Source organism: Novosphingobium sp. AP12 (genome assembly GCF_000281975.1).
Taxonomy (GTDB): Bacteria; Pseudomonadota; Alphaproteobacteria; order Sphingomonadales; family Sphingomonadaceae; genus Novosphingobium.
This window is the reverse complement of sequence record NZ_AKKE01000009.1, coordinates 141539-167353: the sequence shown is the minus strand read 5'-3', so window position 1 is coordinate 167353 and position 25815 is coordinate 141539. Positions and strand designations below refer to the sequence as shown.

Genomic DNA, 25815 nt, shown 5'->3' with positions numbered 1-25815 from the left:
GAATGGCTGACCTTTACCTGAAAGCGCTGGAATCCGAGCGGAAGAGCCTTTGGGCCGCCTGCCGCCTCAAGGGCCTCGCCAAAGGCACGCCCGAACGGCTGAGGATCGCCGAGTTGGACAAGCTCCTGGCCGAGCACAAGGCCAAGAAGGCGGGCTGAGTTCCTGGCGCCTAAATCCATCTATCTCAAAAACTTATGGACGATAGCGCAAGTGATTTCGGGATTGTGCAGGCCGGCCCTCAGCCTGCTCACCCCAGATAGCGGGCTTCCGACAGGTCCAACTCGCGGGTCAGCTTGCGAGCCGTCTCGCTGCTGATGTCGCGCCCTCGGACGAGGCGGGCAAGCGCCTTGCGCTCGGCCCTTACCCCGACGAGACGGAATTCGCGCAGGAGCTTGTCGCCGGCGCGCGTTTCGGCGGACTGGCGGCCGCTGAGGCCCTCGACCCGCTCGCGGTAGAGGTTCATCACCTGCCCGCCCGCCTCGGCGTAGATGTCCGCCTCCACCCGGTCGGCGGCGAGTGCGTGCTGGTGGCGCTCGATTGCCTGGATCGCGGCTTCGGCGGTGACGACCCGGGCGCCTGCTTCCTCGGCATGCTTGACCGGTTCGGGAGGCAAGGTCAGCCCCTTGAGCAGTATGGGCAAGGCGATGCTCGCCAGCACCAGCGAGACCACGATGACCCCTGCCGCGAGGAAGATCGCTAGGTCCCGCGCGGGAAACGGGGTGCCGTCGTTCAGCACCAGTGGCAGCGTCAGCACACCCGCCAACGTGATGGCACCGCGCACCCCCGCGACGGAGGTCGCCGCGATCAGGCGCCAGTCCGGGCTCTGCACGCCCTCCCCGCGCTTGGTGTTGCGCAGGATCGTCAGCTTGAGGGAAGCCCAGACCCAGGCGAAGCGGAGGCCCGCCAGCCCGGCCACGATGGCGAGGACGTAGAGAGCCAGCCACCCCGGCCCGGTGTGGCCGGTCAGCGCCACCGTCTGCCGCGCACTGGTGAGGATTCCTGGTAGCTGCTCGCCCAGCAGCACGAAGATGATGCCGTTGAGCGTGAATTGGATCGTGTCCCACACCGAATTGCGGCGCATTCGGGTGACCGCCATCGCCTGCCGCGAGATTTCCGCATAAGTCATCGTCACGCCCGCGCTCACCGCCGCGAGGATGCCCGAGGCGTGCAGGTGTTCGGCCATGAGGTACGAGCCGAAGGGAATCAGCAGGCTGACGAGGATCTGCGAGCCGGTATCCTCGCCCCAGCGCTTCGTGACCCAGGCTTTGGCACGGGTGGCGGCGATGGTGACCGCTACGCCGATCGCCAGTCCGCCGAGCGCGACCCAGGCAAAGTTCAGGGCAGCATCTCCGGCCGAGAACGTCCCGGTGAGTGCGGCGGCGACGGCGAAGCGCAGGCAGACCAGGCCTGACGCGTCGTTGAGAAGCGACTCCCCCTCCAGAATGTGCATCATGCGCTTGGGGATCGGCACGCGCGCGGCGATGGCCGAAACCGCGATCGGGTCGGTCGGCGAGACCACGGCCGCCAGCGCGAAGGCGACCGCCAGAGGCATGGCCGGGATCATCCAGTGGATGAAGAAGCCCATTCCAACGACCGTGATGAGCACCAGCCCCAGCGCCAGTTCCACCACGGTGGAAGCGTCCTTGAGCAGTTCGTCCTTGGGAATGCGCCAGCCGTCGAGGAATAGCAGCGGCGGAAGGAAGAGGAAGAGGAACAGTTCGGGATCAAGTTCGACCCGGTGCGAGGTGGACAGGCCGATACCGGCGCCCAGCAGGATCTGCACCAACGGCGTAGGTATCGAGAAAGGCAGCATCCTGGCAACGGCTCCGCTGACGACGACGGCCAGCAGGAGGAAAAGAACGATCGAGACTGTTTCCAAAACGTCACTCCATGGGTGGGACCAAGGAACCCTAGGGGACGGGCGGCGGCAGGCGCAACCCCCGGAACCGCCCTTTTGGAGCTAATTCAGGCTGCGCGCCGCCTCTTGGCATGGCTGCACTCGTAAAGGGCGAAGAGTTCGGCGAAATGCTCGGTGCTGGTGCGGGCGTGGCAAGCCTGGTGTGCAGGGCGGCCCAGAACAGTGAGGATCGCGCGCGCGGCGGCGGCGGGATCGCGGGCGGCGTAAGTGGTCCCTGCCCCGCCCGAGGCATGGTCGGCCGCGCCGCCTTCGTCGGGCACGATCACCGGGATGCCGCTGGCGCGCGCCTCGGCGGCGGCCATGCAGAAAGTCTCGGCCTCGCTGCCGTGGATCAGGGCGTCGGCGCTGGCAAGGATGCGGGCGAACATGTCGCCGTTGCGCTCCGGCGTGAACAGGCGGACGTGCGGATTGCCCGCGATGTGCTTGACGACCACGCGCCGCTCTCGGCCTTCGCCGAAGACGACGAGGCCGATGGGTCGCTCCTGCGAGGCGGCGTTCACCGCGTCGATCACCAGCGGCCAGCGCTTCTCGGCGGCGAGGCGCCCGACGCCCAGCAGCAGGCTGGCGCTCTCGGGCAGGTCGCAGTCGGCGAGAAGCTGGGCGCGCAAGGCCCGGTCGCGGTTCTGCGGCGAGAAGCGGCCGGGCTGGACGCCCATCGGGATCGAAACGGTACGCGGCACCCCGCCCTCCGCCAGTCGTCGCGAGAGGTCGGGGTTGGCGCAGACGACATGGTCGAAGCGGGCGGCGTGGCGGCGCAGGTGGTCCCAGTAGACCGAGAACTGCCAGTCGATCGTGCGCTGCGAGAAGACGTTGCCGAACCAGCGGTAGGCATAGGCGGAAAGCGGGTCGGCGTGCATGATGAGGCTGCGCGGCGCGCTGCCCTGCCAGTCCGCGACGAGGCCCGCGCTGCGCCAGGGCGAGGTTGCCTCGACATAGTCGGGCGCCAGTGCGTCGAGCGTGTCGTGAAGCTGCGCGGCCGAGGCGAAGTACCAGTACTTGCGGTCGAGCGGGAAGCGCGGGTTCTTCAAGGTGATGATGCGCGCGGCCGGTCCGCGCTCGATCACGGCGTCCTCGTCGCCGGGCGCGACGATGACGATCTCGTGGCCCAGCGCCGCGCCGATGCGCAGCTTCTGCTCGACATAGGTACGCACGCCGCCGCCGTAGGGCGTGTAGAAGGCGCAGACATCGACGATCTTCATGACGTCATCACCTCGATGCGAGCGGGGCCACGCCGAGGCCCCTGCGGTAGTTGAGCACGATCGAAAGCGGTGTCGGGCGACTTTGCGCCGTCGCGGCGGCGCGATCGGCGCGCGGCTTGTTGAAACCTAGTCTGGGGTTGCCCGCGAAGCCGATGCCGTCGATCTTCCACCCGAACTTGCGGTTCTCGTCGCGGTCGTGGAGCAGGCTGACGGCGTACCTGCCGGGCTCGGGCACGCGAACGCAAAGGCGAACGGGGCCGCTGGCCGGGACGTCCACCTCGACGCGGCGGAAGGTCTTATCCTCGCTGATGAGCACGTTGTCGTCGGCGAGGAAGTCCTTGTCGTTCGCCGGGTAGACTTCAAGCTTGAGCTTGCCGGCGCGGTCCTTGAGACCTTTGACCTCGAGCGCGAAGGACGGGCCGCTCTCGGCCGGGCGACAGCGGGCTTCCGCCTTGCCGAGGTCGGGCGTGGAGGCGGGCGTCGTGCTTGCGGCGACAGGCAGGACAGTGACGAGTGAAAGAACAGGAACCAGGGAGATCACGTGCGTCGATCCAGGTTGTTGGCGAGATCGTGGAGGGCGATGAGGGCGCCGAGCACCAGATGCGTGGCGAGGATTAGGCCCGCCATCAGCGCCATGAGCGTCCCGATGTCGTGTTCCTCGCCCAGCACGACCACGGTGATGCCGGCAAAGAGGAGGTCCTTGTTGGGGATCAAAGGCAGGCGCGAAACCAGGAGACGCAGCGTCGCGAGGTAGAACCACCACGACAGCGCGACGTCGGGCAGCACGAAGTTCCAGAGCACCGCCGACAGCACCGTCGAGATGACGATGCGCGCCAGATGCATCCGCCCGATCATCCAGAGCTGCTCGCGCGGGAGACTGAAGACGCGGCGGCGGAAGGCCATGGCACCGATCGAGATCGCCAGGATGACGCCGAGCGATAGCAGCAGCACCGGCCCCTCGATCCCCAGCGCATGGCTGCCCATCAGCGGCAGGACGATTGCCAGCAGCAGCACCGTCACCGCGTTGCCGGTCATCGCCGAAAGGATAGCGGTGTCCTTGACCGCGCCAAACGGGGCAGCGACCAGCGCCACGCGGCGGCGCGCCCAGGTGTAGAAATAGGCATCGCCGAGGTAGCCCAGCAGCAGTTCGTTATACAGTTTCTTGCGGATCAGCGCGAAGAAGCCCGCCGCCGGGATGCCCCAGAGATTGCGGAAGATCAGCCACTCGCTGAACGGGGTGACGAGGTAGGACGCCGCGAACACCAGCCAGAAGGCAGGCGACCTGGGGATCATCGCGGGAAGCCGGCGCAGCTCGATGCTGCTGGTCTCGTGGACCACGGCGGCGATGACGGCGAGCGAAAGCAGGATCGAGAACACCGCGTTGCGTCCGCGATGCGAACGGTCCTGCGGGTGCAGCTGGATCGCTACCCGTTCGAGGCCGCTGAGTGCCGCAGATGATGGCAAGGAGGTCTCCATGAATGATCCGGATTACTGGAACCGCCGCAGCGAACCGCTGGGCCCGAAAGTGCTGAGGGCGAGGCCTGCCCTGCGGTTGCTGTCGCGCCGGCGGGTGAGGTCGCGCATGAGGTCGATGTAGCGGTCGGCGGCGCTCTCGACCTCGTAGATCGCTGCCACGGCGCGGGCGCGCGCCGGATCGCCGCGCATCTGGCGCAGGTCGGCGAGCCCTTTCGCGAAGCTGTCGGTGCAGCCCGGCGGGACGACGATGCCCGTGCGGCCCTGGTCGATGAGGCCGGCCATGCTGACGCAGCAGTCGGTGGCGAGGATCGGCAGCCCCGCCGCCAGCGCCTCGACGACGACACCGGGCAAGCCCTCGTAGTCGGAGCTGAGCACCAGCGCGTCGCTATGCGCAAGCAGCGTGTCGATGCTGGCGACGTGGCCGGCAAAGCGGACTTGCCCCGCGATGCCCAGCCCCTGCCCCAGCGCTTCGAGGCGGGCACGGTCGGGGCCTTCGCCGGCGATGGTCAGCCTGTCCTCGCCCCGCGCCGAACCTGCGAAGGCTTTGAGCAGCATCGGGAAATTCTTCTGGGGCACGAGCCGCCCCGCCGCCAGGTAGCGCATCCCCCAGGCCGAGGGCGGGCGCCGCTCGATCCGGCCGAGCTGGATCAGCCGCTGGCGCGTGAGTATCGGATTGGCGATGACGCTCACCTGCCGGGGCTCGGCCCGCATCCGCTCGCGGACTTCGCGGCGCATGGGCTCGGAAAGTGCGACGATCGAATCGAACAGGCGCCCCTGCACGCGCAGCCAAGCGCCGTAGCCCGTGCGCATCGGCTGCCCCATGTCGGGCCGGTGAAGCGCATTGCTGACCTTGAGCACCATGGGCGGCGCATGCTGGCCCAGCAGCGCCTTCATAGCCGCCGCCACGATCGCGTAAGTATTGCCGGGAAAGAAGACCACGTCGGGCCGGCGCTCGACGAGGTAGCTGTAGAGACTGTGGATCATCCACGGCGTCCGCCAGCCCTTGGTAGAGAGACGGCTCGGGATACTCCAGTAGTCGAGCGCTGGTGCGCTGCACAAATTGGAGCCACCCGACCGTCCGAGGACGATCGTCACCTCATGGCTGGCGTTGCGCCAACGCGCCGCGAGGCCTAGCGCCACGCGCTCGACTCCGCCCGGCTCCAGGCTGTGTATCGGAATGGCAATCCTGAGAGGTCCGTGCATTTCAGTCCGACTGATCGGTGGTCACGGCCCGCGATCTATGCACGGATGATTTCGCGTTTGTGACGTTGCCCCGGCGGTCTTTTGCCGGACACGCAACTGCCTTTGAAACGCAACGGATCAATGCGTTGGAACGGACTGCTCAGAGTTCGTCGCAATACCGTCGATACCCTGTCAATAAACTGTCCTCGAGCTGTCCCGGAACCGTCTCCACCGCGTCAGAATACACGCCCAAATGCTGCGTCGCACAACGAACTGGCACAGGGGGTTTCAGCCATGCGCACCATTTCCATCCGTAGCTTCTGCATCCTCGGCGCAAGCCTTGCCGCCATCGCAGCGAGCACACCCGCCTTTGCCGACGAGGCGGCGGACGCCGCTGATGCGGCAGGCGAGGCCGACGCTATCGTCGTCACCGGCCAGCGTACGACTTACAACAACGCCGCCCTCGACGTGACGCTCCTCGACGACAAGTCGCCGATCGCCAGCGCCATCGACCTCATCGGCACCCTGCCCGGCGTGCAGGTCAACGAGGGCGACGCCTACGGCTTCGACGACTGGTCGACGACCTATTCGATCCGCGGCTACCAGACCAACCTCGACACCCAGCAGGTCGGCCTGACCATCGACGGCCTGCCCAACGGCGGCTCGGGCTACGGCGGCGGTTCGAAGGCCGGCCGCTTCGTCGACAGCGCCAACATCGCCACGGTCGAGGTGTTCCAGGGCACCGCCGACATCGCCTCGCGCTCGAACGAGGCGCTGGGCGGTACGATCAACTTCGTGACCTCGGACCCCAGGGACGAGTTGAACGTCCGCGTCCAGGGTTCGGTCGGCGATTACGAGGCTCGGCGCTACTATGGCCGGGTCGACACCGGCCTGATCGGCGGCGTCGCCAAGGCCTGGGTCTCCTACGCGCACCAGGAAGCCACCGACTGGATGGAAGGTTCGGCGAAGAACTACCGTGACACCTTCTCGGCCAAGTTCGTCATCGACACGCCCGTCAAGATAAGCGGCTACGCCAGCTACGACGACGCGTTCGAGAGCAACTACGACCAGATGTATTCGCCCGAGCAGTACGCCGCGAGCCCCCATTCCGACGCGCTGGTCGGCGTGTGGACCGGCGTGCCGGCGGCCGACCAGAACTACCGCCAGGTGTGGAACACCAAGCGCAAGAACTTCTTCGGCTACGTGAAGGCGGAGACCACGATCGCCGACCAGATCGACCTCAAGGGCTCGATCTACTACCACGACATGGCCGGCCGCGGTGACTGGGCGCCGCCCTACATCGTCGACGTGATCCAGGACGGCACCGGCGCACAGAGCGAGATCTCGGGCGGTTCGGTGAAGGGCACGCCCGCCTGGTGGGCCACCCTGCCCGCCGGCTCGGGCACGCCGGTCTACTACGCCACCAACGCTGCCGGCCAGGCGGTCAATCCGGCCACCACCGCCAACTTCCTGTGGCAGCAGTCCTATCGTCACACCCACTACCGGAAGGACCGTCTTGGCGGCACCGCCGATGCGGCGTGGAACGCGCAGTTCGGTTCGATCGAGAACACCCTGCGCGGCGGCCTGTGGTACGAGGACGCGCACCGCCGCGAATGGCGCGACTGGCACCACATCACCGACACCCGCGTCGGCCCCGCCTACGACGCCGATCCCTACTGGACGCAGTACGACCGCAAGTATCCGCAGAGCACCTTCAAGTGGTACGTCGAGGAGCAGATCGTCGTCGGCCCGGTGACGGCCAACATCGGCGGCAAGCAGTTCATCAACCACATCGACCGCGAGGACCTGTTCGGCGAGACCGACAACCTCAAGACTAAGTCGAAGTCGAAGGTGCTGTGGTCGGGCGGCGTCAAGGTTGAGCCGCTGGCCGGTCTCGACGTGTTCGGCGGCTATTCCGAGAACTTCAAGGCGCTCACCGACAACCTGCTCGAGTACAGTGCCGACGCCATCGCCGACATCAAGCCCGAGACCGCCGAGAACTGGGAAGCGGGCGTGCGCTACGCCAGCCCGATCTTCAATGCCTCGGCGACCTGGTTCAAGAGCAAGTTCTCCAACCAGGTGATCTTCGTGCCGAGTTCCACCTCGGCCGGCCCGGACTACCTCAGCGAAGGCGACGGCCGCTTCTTCAACGCCGGCGGCATCGATAGCGAGGGCTTCGAAATCCTCGCCAACGTCCGCCCGGTCGACGGCCTGAGCCTCTACGGCGCCTACACCTACATCGACGCGACCTATCGCGGCACGGGCAATGCCGAACTCGACGCGGAACAGGGAGTGACCGAAGGCAACCGTGTTTCGGGTATCCCCAAGCACATGTGGGTGCTCTCGGGCACCTACAACTACGGCCCCGTCACCCTCGGCGTCACTGGCAAGTACACCGGCAACCGCTTCGTCGATGCCGACAACTCGTGGGTGTCGAAGAACTACTTCCTGACCGACCTCTCGGTCGCGGTGAAGGGCGAGGCGCTCAGCGACCACTTCAAGTCGCTGCAGTTCGCGCTCAACATCACCAACCTGACCGACGAGGACTACCTCGGCGGCATCTCGGGCAACTATGCCTGGATCGGCACGCCGCGCACCGCTGTGTTCAGCGTCACCGCCGACTTCTGATAACTATCGTCTGCACGCCTGCCGGGCGGGTCGGAGCCGTAAAGGCCCGGTCCGCCCGTCTATCTTCCCGACACGAACAAGGGCCGCCAACCATGACCAGCATCCTTCGCCAGACCCAGGTTTCCCGCCGCGCCATGCTTGCCGGTATCGCAGGAACCGCGGCGATGCTGGCCATGCCGGCCGCCCTGCTCGCGGCGGCGGCGGTGAACCCGGTGTTCCGCCACGGCGTTGCCGCCGGTGATCCGGATGCGTCGAGCGTGGTGCTGTGGACCCGCGTCGAGGCCGAGGACGCGCAGGAGGTCCGCTGGGAACTGGCCGCCTCGCCCGACTTCAGGAAGGTGCTGAAGTCGGGAACCGTGACCACCGATGCGATGCGTGACCATACGGTCAAGGTCCTCGCCACCGGCCTGCCCGCCGGCGGCACGTTCTACTACCGCTTCCTGCTCGGCAAGGCGGTGTCCCAGATCGGCCGCGCGCGGACGCTGCCGGAAGGCAAGCTCGACACGCTGGGCATCGCGCTGGCCTCGTGCTCGAACTACGCCTTCGGCTTCTTCAACGCCTACGATGCTATCGCCAAGGACCCGGCGATCGACTTCGTGCTCCACACCGGCGACTACATCTACGAATACGGGGGCAAGGACGGTTGGGGCGAGACCGTGGCGGCGAAGATCGGCCGCGCCCATTCTCCCGCGCACGAGATCGTCACCCTCTCGGACTACCGCACCCGTCACGCCCAGTACAAGACCGACGCCGGCTCGCAGGCGATGCACGCGCAGCACACCCTGCTCGCCTGCTGGGACGACCACGAGAGCGCCAATAACCCCTGGACCGGCGGCGGGCAGAACCACCAGCCCGATACCGAAGGCGACTGGGCTACCCGCCGCGCCGCCTCGATCCGCGCCTACTACGAGTGGATGCCGGTGCGCGAGCCCGAGTGGCTGGCGGTCAAGGGCCGCACCCGGATGCAGTTCTGGCGCGCCTACAGCTTCGGCGACCTCGCCCTGCTGCACACGCTGGAAACGCGCCACACCGCCCGCGCCGAGCAGATCGACTACATGCAGTACGCGGCACAGATCGTCGACGACGCCTCGGCCGAACGCTTCCGCAAGGACGTGCTCGGCGCGCCCAACCGGCCGATCATCTCGCCCGAGCTGGAGGCCGACCTGAGCGCCGCGCTGACGAAGTCGGTGAAGGACGGCCAGCCGTGGCGCGTGATCGGTTGCCCGATGGTGATCGGCCGCCTCGATGTCCCCGACCTGGCCAGGCTCGGCATCCTGCCCGATCCCCTCCCCCGGCTCGCCGCTGCGAAGAGCAAGGAGGAGATGTTCAAGCTCGCCATGGACCCGGACGTTTCGCTCGCATGGCGCGGCCGCTGGGCACTGCCCGACTACACCGACGCCTGGGGCGGCTACCCCTGGGCCCGCGAGCAATTCTACGATCTCTCCCGCCGCGCCGGTGCGGGGGACCTCGTGTTTCTCTCGGGCGACAGCCACAGCTTCTGGACCAACGATCTTGCCGACGCGAAGGGCCGTCCGGCCGGCATCGAGTTCGGCACGGCTGGCATTTCCTCGCCCGGCGACTTCATGGACAGCGGCTTCGGCCCGGAAATGTCGGTCCGGCTCGACAAGGCCTATGCCGACCACATGGCCGAGGTCGTCTGGACCGACAACATGCACCAGGGCTACGTCCGCGTGGAGTTCGGCCGGACCAGCGGCACCGCCAGCTTCGTCGCGGTCAGTACCGTTCTCTCGCGCGACTACACGGTCAAGGGCCTTCGCGAAGACAAGTTCGAGCGGGCAGGCAAGCAGGTCCGCCTGGCCTGAGGGTACTGGGAAGGAGTTTCCCTCCGACACGAAGCGGCGCACCTTCCCATCGCTTCGGTGTGCAACTGCACACGTTACGCGGCACCAAATCGATGGTATCGCGTTTCTATCTCGTGCGGGCCAAGCCGCGTCGGAAAGCCCGCCGACTGCGAGGCTGACCCATGACCATCACTGTGAACGGCGCAGCCGTTTCCCTTCCCAACGATCCGCGCGTGTCCCTGCTCGACCTGCTGCGCGAGGACCTGCATCTTCCCGGTACGAAGAAAGGCTGTAACCAAGGCGCCTGTGGAGCCTGCACCGTGCTCGTCGACGGCGAGCGCATCCTTTCGTGCCTCGCTCTTGCCGTACAGTTCGAAGGACGCTCGGTCACAACGATCGAGGGGCTCGGTATGCCGGGCGCGCTGCATCCGCTGCAGGCTGCCTTCGTCGAGCACGACGGCTTCCAGTGCGGCTACTGCACGCCAGGCCAGATCTGCTCGGCGATCGGCATGGCGGAGGAAATCCGGCGCGGCGTGCCCAGCCACGTCACGAGTGACCTTTCGTCCGAGACGATAGCATTAAGCCGCGACGAACTGCGCGAACGAATGAGCGGCAACCTCTGCCGCTGCGGCGCTCACAACGGCATCATCGACGCCATCGCCGAAACCTTCGCTCCCAAAACGGCGCTGGCGGAGGCCGCTGAATGACCCCTTTCCGTTATTCCCGCGCCACCGACGTCGCGGACGCGATCCGACAGAGCGGAGACTGTAACACCCGCTACCTCGGCGGAGGCACCAACCTGGTCGACCTGATGCGCGAAACCGTCGAGCGGCCCGAGGCGCTGGTCGACGTCAGCGGCCTGTCGCGTGACATCGAGGAACTCCCGGACGGCGGGCTGCTGATCGGAGCGGGCGTGCGCAACACCGCGCTGGCCGAGCATCGTTCGGTGCGCACGCGCTATCCGGCCCTGTCGCGCGCGATCCTCGCCGGAGCCAGCGCGCAGATCCGCAACATGGCGACGGTGGGCGGCAACCTGCTCCAGCGCACGCGATGCGCCTATTTCTACGATGACGACGGATCGCGCTGCAACAAGCGCCTCCCCGGCCAGGGCTGCGACGCGCTGGAGGGGTTCAACCGCAACCATGCGATCCTGGGCGCATCGCCGTCATGCGTCGCCGTGCATCCCTCTGACATGGCCGTCGCCCTTGCCGCGCTCGACGGCGTGGTTCACCTGCACGGCGCACGGGGCGAGCGCAGCTTCCCCGTAGCGGACCTTCACCGCCTCCCGGGCGACCGCCCGGACGTGGATACTCTGCTGGAACCCGGCGAACTGATCACCGCGATCGAGCTGCCGCCGTTGCCCTTCGCCGCGCGCTCGACCTACCGCAAGGTCCGCGACCGTTCGAGCTACGCCTTCGCGCTCGTCTCGGTGGCGGCGCTGCTGGATGTCGAGGACGGCCGGATCCGCGACGTGCGCATCGCGCTCGGCGGCGTGGCGCACAAGCCCTGGCGTGCGTTCAAGGCGGAGGAAGTCCTGCGGGGCGGACCGCCCCGCGCCGCGGCCTTCACGGCTGCCGCAGATGCGGAACTGGCGGATGCCAAACCGCTTGCCGGCAACGGCTTCAAGATCGAACTCGCGCGCAGGACGATTGCGGCGGTGCTTGGCGAACTGGCGGGAGAAACGGCATGAGCATCCTCAAGGACGCCAAGGATCTGCTCCAGGGCGCCGTCCAGGGCGCGATGGGCAAGGCCGTGGCCATCGCGCCGGACAGCTGGATGCCGGGAGGCGAGCCCGACCCGCTGATCGCCATGCGGCATGGCCACGTCGGCCGTCCTCACTCGCGCATCGACGGACCACTCAAGGTTTCCGGCAGCGCCCCGTTCGCCGCCGAATTCCCAATGGAGGGAATGGCCTACGCCAGCCTCGTGTTCAGTCCGATCGCGAAGGGCCGGATCCTCGAGATCGACACCACCTCGGCGGAGGCGGCGCCCGGCGTCCTGGCGGTGATGACCTACGTCAATGCCCCGCGCATCTCACCGCCGCCGGTCTTCCTGTCCGGAGCCAAGGCCGCGGGTGGCGACGATCTTCCGGTAATGCAGGAGGACGTGGTTCGCTGGAACGGTGAGCCCGTGGCGGTGGTCCTCGCTGAAACGCAGGAGCAGGCGGACCACGCGCGGTCGCTCGTGCACATCGTCTACGAAGCCCGGCGCGCGCTGATCGATTTCGCCGAAGCCAAGGCGGCCGGAAGTCGCACGGCGGTATTCATGGGGGAGCCGCTCCACCTCGAGATCGGCGATGCCGATAAGGCCCTCGCCGATGCGCCGGTGCGTATCGATTCCAGCTACAGCACCCCGCGCCACAACCACAACGCCATCGAACTCCACGCGGTCACCGCCGCATGGGAGGGCGATACCCTGCGCATCCACGACGCGTCGCAGCTGGTGGCCCATACCGCGTGGTCGATCGCCCAGATGTTCGGCATCGACGAGAAGCAGGTGGTGATCACTTCGCCCTTCGTGGGCGGCGGTTTCGGCGGCAAATGCCTGTGGCAGCACCAGGTCCTCGCCTCGATGGCCGCGAAGCTGGCCGGACGCCCGGTGCGCCTCGTCCTGTCGCGCGAAGGCGTCTACCGCATCGTCGGTGGCCGATCGCCGACGGAGCAGCGCGTGGCGCTCGGCGCCGACCGCGAGGGCAGGCTGAAGGCGCTGGTCCACTCGGGCACGACGGCTAAGACGGCAAGCAACATGATGGCCGAACCGTTCATCGTCGCGACCAAGAGCGCCTATGCGTCCGAGACCTTCAAGCTGGACGTGCGGGCGGTCGAGCTGGACATGCTGGCCAACACGTTCATGCGCGCGCCGGGGGAAGCGGTCGGGACCTTCGCCCTCGAATCCGCGATGGACGAGCTGGCAGAGGCGCTCGGCATCGACCCCATCGAGCTGCGCATGCGCAACGAGCCCGAGAAGGACCCCACCTCCGGCCTGCCGTTCTCCTCGCGCAACGTGACCGAGGCTTGGCGCGCCGGTGCGCAGCGCTTCGGCTGGGACCGGCGCGATCTGGTCCCCCGCATGGTCCGTGACGGCGAGTGGCTGGTCGGGATGGGCTGCGCGACGGGCACTTATCCGTACTACCGCATGCCCGGCGGCGCCGCCCGCATCACGATCACCTCGGGCGGCCATGCCACCGTGGATATCGCGGCGCACGAGATGGGCATGGGCACTGCCACCGCCCAGACCCAGGTCGCCGCCGACCGTCTGGGGCTGGCGATGGATGAGGTGACGTTCCGCTACGGCGATTCCACCCTACCCGGCGTCGTGCTGGCCGGCGGCTCGCAGCAGACCGCCTCGATCGGCGCGGCCGTCAGCGCCGCGCATGGCGCGCTGGTGAAGGAATTGCTCAAGATCGCCGGCAACGATTCGCCCCTCGCCGGCCTCAAGCCCGACGAAGTGGCGAGCCGCGACGGCGGCCTGTGCAAGCGCGACGAGCCCGAGCGGCACGAAACCTACGTCTCCATCCTCGGCCGCGCCCGGCAGGCATCCGTCAGCGTCGAGGCGGAAGCGCCGATGCCGCTGGAGACGCAGCACTGGTCGATGCACAGCCACGCCGCGATGTTCTGCGAGGTGCGCGTCAACACCGTGACCGGAGAGCCCCGCGTCAGCCGCTTCCTCGGCTCGTTCGACTGCGGGCGCATTCTCAACCCCAAGACAGCGACAAGCCAGTTCCGGGGCGGCATCATCATGGGGCTCGGCCTCGCGCTGATGGAGGAGACCCAGTTCGACGAGCGCAAGGGCCGGGTGATGAACCCCAGCCTCTCGGAGTACCACGTCCCCGTCCACATGGACGTGCCCGAGATCGACGTGATCTGGACCGACATCCCCGACCCTCACACCCCCATGGGCGCGCGCGGCATCGGCGAGATCGGCATCACCGGCACGGCGGCGGCCGTCGCCAACGCCATCTACAACGCGACCGGCAGGCGCGTGCGCGATCTGCCGATCACGCTGGACAAGCTCTTGTAGAACGGGGCCGACCAACGGCCCTCAATTTGGGAGAATGGCAATGTACAGGATCATCCTGGGCGCGCTCGCCCTCAGCGTGGCGCCCACGGCCCATGCGCAGATGGGGAGCGGAGGCGGCGGCGAACGCGGTATCATGGCCACCGCCGACGCCAACAAGGACGGGCTCGTCAGCCGCGACGAGTACCGCGCCTCGCGCAGCGCGAAATTCGGCCGGCTAGACCGCAACGGCGACGGCGCGGTGAGCAAGGAGGACTACGCCCGTCTTGCCAAGGTCCGCCCCGAAGCGGCGCAGAAGCTCGACACGCTCATCACCGAACCCGATAAAAACAAGGATGGCAAGGTCACCCGCGCCGAGTACGACGCCATGCCGATGCCGATGTTCGAACGCGCCGATACCGACGGCGACGGCAGCGTCGACAAGGTCGAGATGGCCGCCGCCCAGGCACAGACGAAGGCGATGATGGACGCGCGCTGACAGACGCCCGTCTTCGCAATGCCCGCAAATCCCTGCCCGCGCGCCGACAAGGGTTGACGCGCGGGTCCGGGCCATGCAGATAACTGCTTCTGCGAATTATTCGCAATAGCGATCTCTGGCCACCGGAACCCATGACCCGCATCTCCAAGCTCCTCGCCGCCAGTCTCCTTGCCCTGGCAATGACCGCCAGCCCGGCGCTCGCCCATCCGCCGATCGCGGCGCCTGTCTCCGCCTCCTTCGAACAGGACCGCGCGGACATCCTCGCCATGGCCGGCACCTACAAAGTGCGCTTCGACATGCAGGAAGCGACGCCGTGGGTTTCCGACTACACCGCGCTCGAACGCAAGATTTCCGGCGGCAATGAAGTCGTCCGCGTAGTCGAGGACAGCGGCCGCAAGATCGTCCTCCAGCACCTGCTGGTCGTCGAGCAAGAGGGCCAAACGATGGTCATCAAGCACTGGCGCCAGGACTGGGACTACGAGCCCGCCCGCGTCCTCGTCTACGCCGACCGCAATAGCTGGAAGTTCGAGGACGTGCCCGAGAAGCTGCGCGCCGGCCGCTGGTCGCAGACGGTGTATCAAGTCGACGATTCCCCGCGCTACGGAGGCTGGGGCCAGTTTGAGACGCAGGGCGGCGTGCGCCGCTGGCGCTCCAACTGGACCTGGCGCCCGCTCGCCCGCCGCGACGCCGTGAGGAACCCGGTCTACGACCGCTACCTCTCGATCAACCGCCACCAGCCCACGCCCGAGGGCTGGGTGCATTGGCAGGACAACACCAAGCTGGGGCTGAAGGACGGCAAGCTGGTCCCCATCGTCCAGGAATACGTGCTCAACACTTATACCCGCTTCGACGGCTACGACGTGAAGGCCGCCGACGATTACTGGGCCGCCACCAGGGACTACTGGGCGCAGGTCCGCGCCGAATGGGCGCGCGTGGCCGAGGCGAACGGCGGCATTGCCGTGACCGAGCAGGCGGACACCGGCACCGTCATCAGCGCCCGCCTCATGGAGCTCGCCGAGGCAATCCAGGCCGGCAAGACCACCACCGCCAAGGCGGCGTCGGCCGCCCGCAAGCTGATCGCCGAGAATACCCGCAAGCTGTAAGCGAAGGAGCGCCCCGTGTACGACTTCATCGACCGCCCCGTCACCGAACTCGACAACGACGGGCGCTTTATCCTGTGGGGCATGCGCGGGTGGGCCCATTCCGCCGCCAAGGGCAATTGCCCCGCCCAGTCGCTCGCCCGTGCCTTCGCCGGTTTCAACGCCGCGGCGGTGCTTCCCGACTTCCACATGGCCATGGCCCTGCTGAGCCGCCGGGCGGGCGAGCGCCTGATGCTCGCCCCCATGGGATGCGGCCGGATATCCGAGCACGAAGCCATGCTGCTTGCACTTTGGCGCGACGTCGGTATAGGGCGCCGCGAGAACGTACGTGCGACTCTGGCGCATATCGTGCCCGAGGACACCGTCGCGGCGGTCGCCCAGGCCATGTCCCGCGCCAGTGCCGCGATGACAATAGTCGGTTTCGGCATCGCCCTGATCGCCCCGCATAATATCGAGGACTAGACTTTGATGAGCGACCTGAAGGCCGAGGCGGCCACCCTTGAGCCCACCGGCGCCTTGACCGTTGAAACCGTCCTTTCGGTCCAGCACTGGAACGAGCACCTCTTCAGCTTCAAGATCACCCGTCCGGCCTCGTTCCGTTTCCGCTCGGGCGAGTTCATCATGATCGGCCTCCAGGGCGACAACGGCAAGCCGCTGCTGCGCGCCTACTCGATCGCCAGCCCATCGTGGGCCGAGGAGATCGAATTTCTTTCGATCAAGGTGGAGGACGGCCCGCTCACCTCGAAGCTGCAGCTGATCCAGCCCGGCGACCAGATCTACCTCGGCCGCAAGCCGGTCGGCACGCTGGTGACCGACGCGCTCTCGCCCGGCAAGCGCCTGTTCCTGTTCGGTTCGGGCACCGGCCTCGCCCCCTTCCTCTCGCTGATCCGCGACCCCGATGTCTACGAGATGTTCGAGCAGGTCGTGGTGGTCCACTCGGTCCGCCGCGTCTCCGACCTCGCCTTCCGCGAAGAGCTGGAAAGCCAGCTCGCCGGCGATCCGCTGGTCGAGGACCAGGCGCTCCTGCAGTTCCACTATGTGCCGACCGTGACCCGCGAGGAGTTCCACACCACCGGCCGCATCAACACCCTGATCGAGAACGGCCGCCTGTTCGAAGGCATCCCTGGCGAGGCCCGCCTCGACCCGGCGATCGACCGCGTCATGCTCTGCGGCTCGATGGCGATGAACAAGGACATCGCCGCGATGCTCGAAGGCATGGGCTTCCATGAAGGCTCGAACAACAAGCCCGCCGACTTCGTGATCGAGCGCGCCTTCGTCGGCTGATTTCGACTAGGCTTGCAATCAAGGGCCAGGCCTCGGTGCGACAGCGCACCGGGGCCTGCTTCCGTTTGGAGCACCTCGTCGTTGCGATCGGGAACGCCCCCGCCCCATGCGAGTTAGCGCATGCAGCATCACGGAAAACTGCAGGCGGCTCGAGGCCTCCGCTGCCTGCTCCGTGGCATGGGGAGCATCGCAATGTCGCAGGAATCCGCCGAATTTTCCTTCACCCGCCCCGAGCGGATGATCCACGAACTCGGCGCCGAGTACACGGGCGAGGGAACGCATTTCGGCGTCTTCTCCGAAAACGCCGAGGCCATCGAACTCTGCCTGTTCTCGGCCGACGGCGAGGAGGAAACCCGGCTCGAACTACCCTCCCGCGAAGGCTCGATCTTCTCGGGGTATCTGCCCGGCATCAAGCCCGGCCAGCTGTACGGCTTCCGCGCCCACGGCCCTTACGAGCCCGAGCGCGGCCACCGCTTCAACCCCAACAAGCTGCTGCTCGACCCCTATGCCCGCGAAGTCTCTGGCGCGGTGAAGTGGGACGATGCGCTCTGGGGCTATGACCTGACCACCGGCGACGACACCACGTTCGACGAGCGCGATTCCGCCGCCTTCATGGTAAAGAGCGTGGTGCAGGACCCCGACTTCGACTGGGAAGGCGACCAGACCCTCTCGCGCCCGTGGACCGAGACGGTCATCTACGAGGCCCACGTGCGCGGCCTCACCATGACCCACCCCGACGTACCCGAGGCCCTTCGCGGCACTTACGAGGGCATGGCGAGCGAACCGATCCTCGACCACCTGCGCAAGCTCGGCGTCAGCGCGATCGAGCTGCTGCCCTGCCAGTTCTTCCTCGACGACCGCATGCTGCTCGACAAGGGCCTGTCGAACTACTGGGGCTACCAGAGCCTCGGCTTCTTCGCGCCCGAGCCGCGCTTCCTGCGCAGCGGCGATACCGCCCCGCGCGCGATCCGCCAGTTCAAGGACATGGTGAAGCGGTTCCACAAGGCGGGGATCGAGGTCATCATGGACGTGGTCTACAACCACACCGCCGAGGGCTCCGAAAAAGGCCCGACGCTGTGCTTCCGCGGGCTCGACAACGCCAGTTACTACACGCTCAGCCCCGACAACCCGCGCCACAGCTTCGACCACACCGGCACCGGCAACACCCTGGCCGTGGCGCATCCGATGGTCATGCGCATGGTGCTCGATTCCCTGCGTTATTGGGTCCAGGTCATGCACGTCGACGGCTTTCGCTTCGACCTCGCCTCCACCTTGGGCCGCGAGGAGCAGGGCTTCGACCGCGAGGGCGGGTTCTTCGACGCGATCCGGCAGGACCCGATCCTGGGCGGCGTCAAGCTCATCGCCGAGCCCTGGGACGTGGGCATGGGCGGCTATCAGGTCGGCGGCTTCCCCCATCCCTTCCGCGAGTGGAACGACAAGTTCCGCGACGACGTGCGCGGCTTCTGGCGCGGCGACGAGGGCTTGGTCGGCGACATCGCCCAGCGCCTGATCGGCTCGCCGGTCCAGTTCAACCACTCCGACCGGGGCGCCACCAGCTCGATCAACTTCCTCGCCGCACATGACGGCTTCACGCTGATGGACACCGTCTCGTACAACGAGCGCCACAACGAGGCGAACGGCGAGAACGGCGCCGACGGGCACGACAACAACCTGTCCGACGACATGGGAGTCGAAGGCGAGACGGACGATGCAGACATCAACGCCGCCCGCGCCCGCCGCCGCCGCGCGATGATGGCGACGCTGCTGGTCAGCCAGGGCGTGCCGATGCTGCTCTCCGGCGACGAGATCGGCAACAGCCAGCAGGGCAACAACAACGTCTACTGTCAGGACAACGAACTGGGCTGGATCGACTGGCCCGGCCGCGACGACGATTTCCTCGAATTCTGCACGAAGATGATCGCGCTGCGCCACCAGTTCCCGGTACTCTGTCAGGAGAATTTCCTGCACGGCGACGCCAGCGACAACGAGCGCGTCGAGATCGCATGGTTCCAGCCCGATGGCCGGGCCATGGACGAGGAGCTGTGGACCCAGGCCGGCCTCAAGGTGCTGGGCATGATGATCGACTATTCGGCGCGCGAGGTGTTCCTCGACGGCGGGCGCCCGCTGTTCGCAGTGGTCAACGCGGGTGACGGCCTCGACTTTACCCTCCCGAGCGGCAACGGCGCCGACCGCTGGGAGCGCGTGCTCGACACCGCCCGCGACGATCCGTTCACCGTCGAGCCGATCGGCACGGAGGCGGCCGCCATCTCGCCCGGCAGTGTCTGCCTGTTCCGTCCCGTTTGACCATGGCGACGCAAGTGGAATGGGGCGCCCGTCCTATCGGCGCCGACCGCTGGCGCTTCGGCCTCTGGGCACCGGACGCGAAGGACGTGGGCGTGGAACTGGGTCGCGTGGTACAGGCTGCGCAGCCCGTTGGCGATGGCTGGTGGAGCCTCGAGGCCGACGCTGCGGCGGGCGATGCCTATCGCTGGGTGGTCGGCGGCACCGCCTACCCGGACCCCGCCGCCCGCGCGCAGGTCGGCGATGTCCACGGACCCTCGAAACTGGTTGATCCTGCGTTTGAGTGGCGCTCCACATGGGGCGGCCGGCCGTGGCTCGAGGCGGTGATCTATGAACTGCACCTTGGCACCTTCACCGACGAGGGTACTCTGGCCGCGGCGCAGGGCCAGCTGGTACGGCTCTGCGAACTTGGCGTCACGGTGATCGAGCTAATGCCCGTGGCCCAGTTCGACGGTCACCACGGCTGGGGTTACGACGGCGTGCTCCCCTACGCCCCGCATCCGGCCTACGGCTCTCCCGAGGACCTGCGCGCCTTCGTCGATGCCGCGCACGACCTTGGCATGAGTGTCCTGCTCGACGTGGTCTACAACCACTTCGGTCCCGCTGGTAACTACCTCGGCGCATGGTGCCCGGCTTTCTTCCACGCCGAGCGATCCTCTCCGTGGGGTGACGGCATCGCCTTCGAAACGCCGGCGGTTCGCGAGTTCTTCATCGCCAACGCTCTCCACTGGCTCGAGGAGTATCGTTTCGACGGGCTACGCCTCGACGCCGTTCACGCGATCGAGGATCACTCGCAGACCCACTTCCTCGACGAACTGGGCGCCCGCATCCGCGCCCGCGACTGGGACCGTCCGGTCCACCTCGTCACCGAGGACGAACGCAACCTCGCCCGGTATTTCACGCCCGAGGCCCCCTTCGACGCCACCTGGAACGACGACTGGCATCATGCCGTCCATTGCCTGCTGACCGGGGAGGACGAAAGCTATTACGCCCCCTTCGCCGTCGATCCGATAGCCGACATCGCGATCGCCCTTGCCGATGGCTACATCGAACAGGGCCAGTCCCGCACCAACGGAGAACCGCGCGGCGAACCTTCGTCGGACCTGCCCAACACCGCCTTCATCAACTTCCTCTGCAACCATGACCAGGTGGGCAACCGCGCGCAGGGTGAGCGCCTCCACCAGCTGACTTCCGACCCCCATGCCTTGCGTGTCGCGACCGCTCTGACGCTGCTGTCGCCCTTCGTGCCAATGCTGTTCATGGGCGACGAATTCCTCACCGATGCCCCGTTCCTGTTCTTCGCCGACTTCTCGGGCGACCTCGCCGAAGCGGTGCGCAAGGGCCGTGCGCAGGAGTTCGCGCGATTTAGCAGCTTTGGTGGTAAAGTTCCTGATCCTATTACCGAATCTACCTTCCTCACGTCCAAGATAGGCGCGCCTTTGCGCCCCGATCAGAACGAGCACGAACAGTTCGTCCATGGCCTTCTGGCCCTGCGCAGCCGGCATGTCGTGCCGCTCTTGGCCCGCAACCGGAACCCGATCTCGAAAGTGTCGAGGAACGGCAGTGATATCTCCGCGCAGTGGTCGTTCGCGTCCGGCACGCTCAGCGTGCGTGTAAGGCTTGGGAAGACTTCAGACGATTTCGAGCATCTACCCAACGCCTTCTTCAAGCTGACCGACGCATCGAGCCCCTTCGCGTTCTCGGCCACCGTTTCCCCGGAGTGACCCCGATGCCCCCAGCCCTCGTCGCAACCTACCGCCTCCAGCTGCGCTGCGGTGTAGATCTCGACCGCGCTCGGGACCTGCTGCCATGGCTGGGCGAGCTGGGCGTCAGCCACCTCTACCTCGCTCCGCCGTTCCATGCGGCCAGCGGTTCGACCCACGGCTACGACGTGATCGATCCGACCCGCATCGATCCCGCGATCGGCGGGGACGCGGCGTTCGAGCGGCTCAGCGAGGCGGCTCAGTCAGCCGGCATCGGTATCGTCCTCGACATCGTGCCCAACCACATGGCCTTCACGCCCGAGAACCCCTGGCTCGCCGATGTTCTGCGCCATGGCCGCGAGAGCCAGTATGCCCCAGTGTTCGACATTGACTGGGACCGCATCAAGGCAGGCGAGCGCATTCACTTCCTGGTGCTCGACGGCACCCCGGCGCAGCTGCTCGCGGACGGTCAGATCACCATCGCGGGCACCGCCGACGCTCCCAAACTCAATGTATACGATCGACAATATCCTTTACGGCATAGTGAGTTATCTGACTATCTTTCCGGTGTTTCGAGAACACTGGATGTCGCAACCCTCGACACCCTTCTGGACGAACAGCACTGGTCGCTCGGCGACTGGCGCGGCGATGCGGCGCTCGTCACCCACCGCCGGTTCTTCAACATCACCGACCTTATCGGCGTGCGCCAGGAAGAGCCGGAAGTCTTCGCCCTCACCCACAGCTGGATTTTAGCGCAGGTCGCCGCCGGGCGAATCCAGGGCTTGCGGGTGGACCATGTCGACGGCCTTGCGCGGCCAGGCGGCTACATGCGCTGGCTTCGCGAGGCGGTGGGCGATTTGCCCGTGTGGATCGAAAAGATCGTCAAGCCGGGCGAGGCGATGCCAGCTTCGTGGCCGGTCGACGGCATGAGCGGGTACGAGTTCATGGGCCCCGTCATCCGCCTGCTGACCGCACCGACGGGGCTTGCCGCGATGCGTGAGGCAGCAAAGGGCGCGGTCCCGCCGTCTACCGCGCAGGAGGTCCGCAAGGTACGCCACGAACTGCTGGAACAGGTGTTCGTGCCCGAACTGGCGCGCGTGACCGACGCGGCGATGGCGGCTCTAGCGGCCACGGAAGATACGCGCCCCGCCCTGTCCGAAACGGTCGCCCGGCTGGCGACGGTGTGGCCGGTCTACCGCTCCTACGCCGCCGACCTCGCGCCGCTTACGCCGCTGGTCGCAGACGCCGTGGCGGGTTCGGAAGCCCCGGCGGGCGCCCTGCTCGACCTGCTGCGCTCGCCTGACGACCCGCTTGCCCGCGCTTTCGCCGCACGTTTCGAGCAGCTGACCGGCGCCCTCACCGCCAAGTCGGAGGAGGACACCGTGTTCTTCCGCAGCGTGGCATACCTGCCGTTCTGCGAAGTCGGCTCTGAACCCGATCTCGAACCGCTCGACGCAGCCGGGTTCGCGGCGATCCTGTCGGCGCGCGCCGCGCAGTCCCCGCTCGCGCTCGACGCGCTTTCCACCCATGACACCAAGCGCTCGGCCGATGCGCGCGCGGTGCTCGTCGCGCTCAGCCATTTCCCCGAGGTCGCCGAGGCGCTCTACCGCGATGCGCGCGAGCAGGCGCGCTCCGCCGGGCTGCCCGAGCGGTGGGGCCTCTACGCCCTCCAGACGGCGCTGATGATGCGCGGGCAGGACGAGGCGAACGTGCGCATCGCAGCCCACATCGCCAAGGCCATGCGCGAGGCCAAGGACCTCTCCCGCCACGAAGCGCCGGACGAGGAGGCGGAGGGTGCCGTCACAGCCCTCGCCCAGACGCTTCACAGTCAGGTTTCGGGTCAGGTCGCGCCGCAGTTCGACGAGGCGGTGGAGACGATCGTGCTCGCGCAGGTGGCCCTGCAGCTCACCGCGCCGGGCATCCCGGACATCTACCAGGGCACCGAAGGCCTTGCCGTCGCCCTTACCGACCCCGATAACCGCCGCCCGGTGCCGTGGGACGATTTCCCGCAGATCGGCGGCAGAAAGCTGGCGCTCACCCGTGACCTCCTCGCCCGCCGCCGCGCCGCGCCGGACCTTTTCGCGCGGGGCAGCTACCGGCTGACGGACCGGGGCGACGCCCTGCTGGTCGAGCGCGAATGGCAGGGCGAGACGTTCGCCTTCGAGATTCCCCTCGTGCCGAGCCAGGACGTGCTCGCCGGCCGCGACGACAGGTTCATGCTTCAGTAGACTTCTCCAGCACGTCCGCTTCGTTTCTGTTCCTGCCGTGTTCCGGTTGCGCGCGTGCCAAGTTGCTCCAGATCGGCGATTTGATCGCCTCGCGTCTCGACAAGCGCGGCGTAACCGTGTTTGGGGGCACGGCGCTGGCCGATCGCCTAGGCGATGCGCGGCCCACCGAGCACTGGCCATTGGAAGACAGGACTGGACATGGACGAGAACCTCCGCCGCGCGGCACTGGACTATCACCTTCTCCCGCGCCCCGGGAAGCTGGCCATCGAGCCGACCAAGCGCATGGTCAACCAGCGCGACCTCGCGCTGGCCTACTCGCCGGGCGTCGCCGCGCCGTGCCTCGAGATCGCGGCTGATCCTTCGAAGGCGCTGGACTACACCGCGCGCGGCAACCTCGTCGCGGTGATCTCGAACGGCACCGCCGTGCTCGGCCTTGGCGCGATCGGCGCGCTGGCCTCGAAGCCGGTGATGGAAGGCAAGGCCGTCCTGTTCAAGAAATTCGCCGACATCGACGTGTTCGATATAGAGGTCGACACCACCGACCCGCAGAAGTTCATCGACGCGGTCGCCCTGCTCGAGCCGACCTTCGGCGGCATCAACCTCGAGGACATCAAAGCACCCGAGTGCTTCCACATCGAGGCCGCGCTGAAAGAGCGCATGAACATCCCGGTGTTCCATGACGACCAGCACGGCACCGCCATCGTCGTGGCCGCCGCCGTGCGCAACGCGCTGGTGCTGCAGGGCATTCCGCTGTCCGAGGCGCGCCTCGTTACCTCGGGCGCGGGCGCTGCGGCGCTGGCCTGCGTCGACCTGCTGGTGACGATGGGCCTGCCGGTCGAGCATGTGACGATGACCGACAAGGACGGCGTCATCCATTCCGGCCGCGAGGGCATGCTGCCGAACATGGCCCGCTATGCGCGGACCACCGATGCGCGCTCGCTGCCCGAAGTGCTACCCGGCGCCAACGTGTTCCTCGGCCTTTCGGCGCCCGGCGTGCTCAAGCCCGAGTGGCTGCCGCTGCTGGCGCCCAACCCGCTGATCTTCGCGCTCGCCAATCCCGAGCCGGAAATCCGCCCCGAGATCGCCCGCGAGGTCCGCCCCGACGCGATCATCGCCACGGGCCGCTCGGACTACCCGAACCAGGTCAACAACGTCCTGTGCTTCCCCTACATCTTCCGCGGCGCGCTGGACGTGGGCGCGACGCAGATCAACGAGGCGATGAAAGCCGCCGCCGCCGAGGCGATCGCCGGGCTTGCCCGCGTCCCCGCGCATGACAGCGTGGCCCAGGCCTATGGCGGCCGCCGCCTGGTGTTCGGTCCCGAGTACATCATCCCCACCCCGTTCGACCCGCGCCTGATCGCCGAGATCGCCACCGCCGTCGCCAAGGCGGCGATGGACAGCGGCGTCGCCACGCGCACCGTCGATCTGGAGGAATACAAGCGCTCGCTCGCCAACGTGAACGCGCGCTCGGCGCAGGTCATGCTACCGGTGTTCCAGGCCGCGCGCGGCGCCCACAAGCGCGTCGCCTACGGTGAGGGCGAAGACGACCGCGTGCTGCGCGCCGTTCAGGACGCGCTGACCGAAGGCATGGTCCGCCCGACCCTGATCGCGCGTCGCCGCATTCTCGAACAGAAGCTGCCCGAACTGGGCCTCCAGTTCGAACTCGACCGCGACGTCGACGTGGTGGACCCTGAAACCGACCACGAGCTGATCGGCGAGCTGGTCGAAGCCTACCGCGCCATCGCCGCGCGCAAGGGCGTGCCCGCCGCCGAAGTGCTGCGCCACACGCACCGCCGCCCGACCGTGACCGCCGCGATGCTGCTGCGCACCGGCCATGTCGATGCTGCGCTGGTCGGCGGCAATTCGGAATACTGGGGCCAGGTCGAGCATGTCCTGCGCATCATCGAGCGCACGAAGCCGCACGGCCGGGTCTACGCGCTTTCGGGCCTGATCCTCGATGCGGGCGCGCTGTTCATCACCGACACGCACATGGTCCCTGACCCCACAGCCGAGCAGATCGCGGAAATGACCGTGCTGGCGGCCGAAGCCGTGGGCCGCTTCGGGCTGGAGCCGCGCGTGGCGCTGCTCTCGCACTCGAACTTCGGATCGTCGCATAGCCCGAGCGCGCGCAAGATGCGCGCTGCCGCCGCCATGGTGCGGGCTTCGGCACCGCATCTGCTGGTCGATGGCGAAATGCACGCCGACGCCGCGCTCAGCCAGGCGCTGCGCGACAAGCTGGTGCCCGATTCGCGCTTCGAGGGCGCGGCCAACCTGCTGGTCATGCCGAACCTGGATGCGGCGAACATCACGCTGACGGCGCTTTCGGCCTCGTCCAGCTCGCCCACCATCGGGCCGATGCTGCTGGGTCTGTCGCAACCCATCCACGTGCTGACGCCGGGCGTCACCGCGCGCGGCATCCTCAACCTGACGAGCATCGCCGTCAGCGGGGTCGAGGATGAAGCGGCGGTGCGGGCGGCGCAGCTCTCCGCCGGCCGATAA

Annotated in this window: 19 protein-coding genes; 14 read left to right on the top strand and 5 right to left on the bottom strand. The window is 67.4% G+C overall.

Features of this window, described 5'->3' with window-relative positions:
* Nucleotides 1–2: 2 nt before the first annotated feature.
* The gene (locus PMI02_RS27555; RefSeq protein WP_007677795.1) at nt 3–158 is read left to right on the top strand and encodes a hypothetical protein; all 156 of its coding nucleotides are present in this window, start codon (nt 3–5) and stop codon (nt 156–158) included.
* 89 nt (nt 159–247) lie between these two features.
* On the opposite strand, the gene PMI02_RS01710 is transcribed toward PMI02_RS27555, so the two are convergent.
* From PMI02_RS01710 to PMI02_RS01690, 5 genes are all read right to left on the bottom strand, one after another.
* Nucleotides 248–1879, bottom strand: coding sequence for a Na+/H+ antiporter (locus tag PMI02_RS01710; RefSeq protein WP_007677793.1), 1632 nt, complete (start codon nt 1877–1879; stop codon nt 248–250).
* A gap of 86 nt (nt 1880–1965) precedes the next feature.
* Nucleotides 1966–3117, bottom strand: coding sequence for a glycosyltransferase (locus tag PMI02_RS01705; RefSeq protein ID WP_007677790.1), 1152 nt, complete (start codon nt 3115–3117; stop codon nt 1966–1968).
* A gap of 7 nt (nt 3118–3124) precedes the next feature.
* A complete protein-coding gene (locus tag PMI02_RS01700) occupies nt 3125–3658 on the bottom strand; it encodes a DUF2141 domain-containing protein (protein ID WP_007677787.1) in 534 nt (177 codons plus the stop codon).
* The gene (locus PMI02_RS01695) at nt 3655–4593 is read right to left on the bottom strand and encodes a hypothetical protein (protein ID WP_007677785.1); all 939 of its coding nucleotides are present in this window, start codon (nt 4591–4593) and stop codon (nt 3655–3657) included. Before PMI02_RS01695 ends, PMI02_RS01700 begins: the two co-directional genes overlap by 4 nt.
* A gap of 12 nt (nt 4594–4605) precedes the next feature.
* Complete coding sequence (locus tag PMI02_RS01690; RefSeq protein ID WP_007677781.1) at nt 4606–5796, bottom strand: glycosyltransferase; 1191 nt, start codon at nt 5794–5796, stop codon at nt 4606–4608.
* Nucleotides 5797–6069: 273 nt separating this feature from the next.
* On the opposite strand from PMI02_RS01690, the gene PMI02_RS01685 reads away from it, so the two are divergent.
* From PMI02_RS01685 to PMI02_RS01625, 13 genes are all read left to right on the top strand, one after another.
* Nucleotides 6070–8403, top strand: a complete 2334-nt coding sequence (locus PMI02_RS01685; protein WP_007677778.1) for a TonB-dependent receptor — start codon at nt 6070–6072, stop codon at nt 8401–8403.
* 92 nt (nt 8404–8495) lie between these two features.
* Nucleotides 8496–10226 carry an alkaline phosphatase gene (locus PMI02_RS01680; protein ID WP_007677775.1) on the top strand — a complete coding sequence of 577 codons (1731 nt, stop codon included), beginning with the start codon at nt 8496–8498 and terminating at the stop codon, nt 10224–10226.
* Between the two features lie 161 nt (nt 10227–10387).
* Complete coding sequence (locus tag PMI02_RS01675) at nt 10388–10912, top strand: 2Fe-2S iron-sulfur cluster-binding protein (protein ID WP_007677773.1); 525 nt, start codon at nt 10388–10390, stop codon at nt 10910–10912.
* Nucleotides 10909–11895 (top strand): xanthine dehydrogenase family protein subunit M, encoded by a 987-nt coding sequence (locus PMI02_RS01670; RefSeq protein WP_007677770.1) that lies wholly within the window; start codon nt 10909–10911, stop codon nt 11893–11895. The genes PMI02_RS01675 and PMI02_RS01670 overlap by 4 nt, the downstream gene beginning before the upstream one ends.
* Nucleotides 11892–14225, top strand: coding sequence for a xanthine dehydrogenase family protein molybdopterin-binding subunit (locus tag PMI02_RS01665; protein ID WP_007677767.1), 2334 nt, complete (start codon nt 11892–11894; stop codon nt 14223–14225). The genes PMI02_RS01670 and PMI02_RS01665 overlap by 4 nt, the downstream gene beginning before the upstream one ends.
* A 40-nt stretch (nt 14226–14265) precedes the next feature.
* On the top strand, nt 14266–14700 hold the full coding sequence (locus PMI02_RS01660; protein ID WP_007677764.1) for an EF-hand domain-containing protein: 435 nt from the start codon (nt 14266–14268) through the stop codon (nt 14698–14700).
* Between the two features lie 131 nt (nt 14701–14831).
* Nucleotides 14832–15803: a DUF6607 family protein gene (locus PMI02_RS01655; RefSeq protein ID WP_007677756.1), complete on the top strand. Its 972-nt coding sequence runs from the start codon at nt 14832–14834 to the stop codon at nt 15801–15803.
* Nucleotides 15804–15818: 15 nt separating this feature from the next.
* Complete coding sequence (locus tag PMI02_RS01650; RefSeq protein WP_007677748.1) at nt 15819–16262, top strand: hypothetical protein; 444 nt, start codon at nt 15819–15821, stop codon at nt 16260–16262.
* A 6-nt stretch (nt 16263–16268) separates the two neighbouring features.
* A complete protein-coding gene (locus PMI02_RS01645; RefSeq protein ID WP_007677746.1) occupies nt 16269–17084 on the top strand; it encodes a ferredoxin--NADP reductase in 816 nt (271 codons plus the stop codon).
* 192 nt (nt 17085–17276) lie between these two features.
* Nucleotides 17277–19388, top strand: coding sequence for a glycogen debranching protein GlgX (glgX, locus tag PMI02_RS01640; protein ID WP_007677743.1), 2112 nt, complete (start codon nt 17277–17279; stop codon nt 19386–19388).
* A gap of 2 nt (nt 19389–19390) precedes the next feature.
* Complete coding sequence (treZ, locus tag PMI02_RS01635) at nt 19391–21109, top strand: malto-oligosyltrehalose trehalohydrolase (protein WP_007677740.1); 1719 nt, start codon at nt 19391–19393, stop codon at nt 21107–21109.
* A 5-nt stretch (nt 21110–21114) separates the two neighbouring features.
* Nucleotides 21115–23316: a malto-oligosyltrehalose synthase gene (gene treY, locus PMI02_RS01630; protein ID WP_007677738.1), complete on the top strand. Its 2202-nt coding sequence runs from the start codon at nt 21115–21117 to the stop codon at nt 23314–23316.
* Nucleotides 23317–23514: 198 nt separating this feature from the next.
* Entirely contained in the window at nt 23515–25815 is a 2301-nt protein-coding gene (locus PMI02_RS01625) for an NADP-dependent malic enzyme (protein ID WP_007677735.1), read from the top strand.

Excerpts from the sequence above, each read along its gene's own strand:
- PMI02_RS27555 (WP_007677795.1), top strand. The coding sequence starts at position 3 with ATGGCTGACCTTTACCTGAAAGCGCTGGAATCCGAGCGGAAGAGCCTT.
- PMI02_RS01705 (WP_007677790.1), bottom strand. The coding sequence starts at position 3,117 with ATGAAGATCGTCGATGTCTGCGCCTTCTACACGCCCTACGGCGGCGGC.
- PMI02_RS01695 (WP_007677785.1), bottom strand. The coding sequence starts at position 4,593 with ATGGAGACCTCCTTGCCATCATCTGCGGCACTCAGCGGCCTCGAACGG.
- PMI02_RS01690 (WP_007677781.1), bottom strand. The coding sequence starts at position 5,796 with ATGCACGGACCTCTCAGGATTGCCATTCCGATACACAGCCTGGAGCCG.
- PMI02_RS01685 (WP_007677778.1), top strand. The coding sequence starts at position 6,070 with ATGCGCACCATTTCCATCCGTAGCTTCTGCATCCTCGGCGCAAGCCTT.
- PMI02_RS01680 (WP_007677775.1), top strand. The coding sequence starts at position 8,496 with ATGACCAGCATCCTTCGCCAGACCCAGGTTTCCCGCCGCGCCATGCTT.
- PMI02_RS01675 (WP_007677773.1), top strand. The coding sequence starts at position 10,388 with ATGACCATCACTGTGAACGGCGCAGCCGTTTCCCTTCCCAACGATCCG.
- PMI02_RS01670 (WP_007677770.1), top strand. The coding sequence starts at position 10,909 with ATGACCCCTTTCCGTTATTCCCGCGCCACCGACGTCGCGGACGCGATC.
- PMI02_RS01665 (WP_007677767.1), top strand. The coding sequence starts at position 11,892 with ATGAGCATCCTCAAGGACGCCAAGGATCTGCTCCAGGGCGCCGTCCAG.
- PMI02_RS01660 (WP_007677764.1), top strand. The coding sequence starts at position 14,266 with ATGTACAGGATCATCCTGGGCGCGCTCGCCCTCAGCGTGGCGCCCACG.
- PMI02_RS01655 (WP_007677756.1), top strand. The coding sequence starts at position 14,832 with ATGACCCGCATCTCCAAGCTCCTCGCCGCCAGTCTCCTTGCCCTGGCA.
- PMI02_RS01645 (WP_007677746.1), top strand. The coding sequence starts at position 16,269 with ATGAGCGACCTGAAGGCCGAGGCGGCCACCCTTGAGCCCACCGGCGCC.
- glgX (WP_007677743.1), top strand. The coding sequence starts at position 17,277 with ATGTCGCAGGAATCCGCCGAATTTTCCTTCACCCGCCCCGAGCGGATG.
- treZ (WP_007677740.1), top strand. The coding sequence starts at position 19,391 with ATGGCGACGCAAGTGGAATGGGGCGCCCGTCCTATCGGCGCCGACCGC.
- treY (WP_007677738.1), top strand. The coding sequence starts at position 21,115 with ATGCCCCCAGCCCTCGTCGCAACCTACCGCCTCCAGCTGCGCTGCGGT.
- PMI02_RS01625 (WP_007677735.1), top strand. The coding sequence starts at position 23,515 with ATGGACGAGAACCTCCGCCGCGCGGCACTGGACTATCACCTTCTCCCG.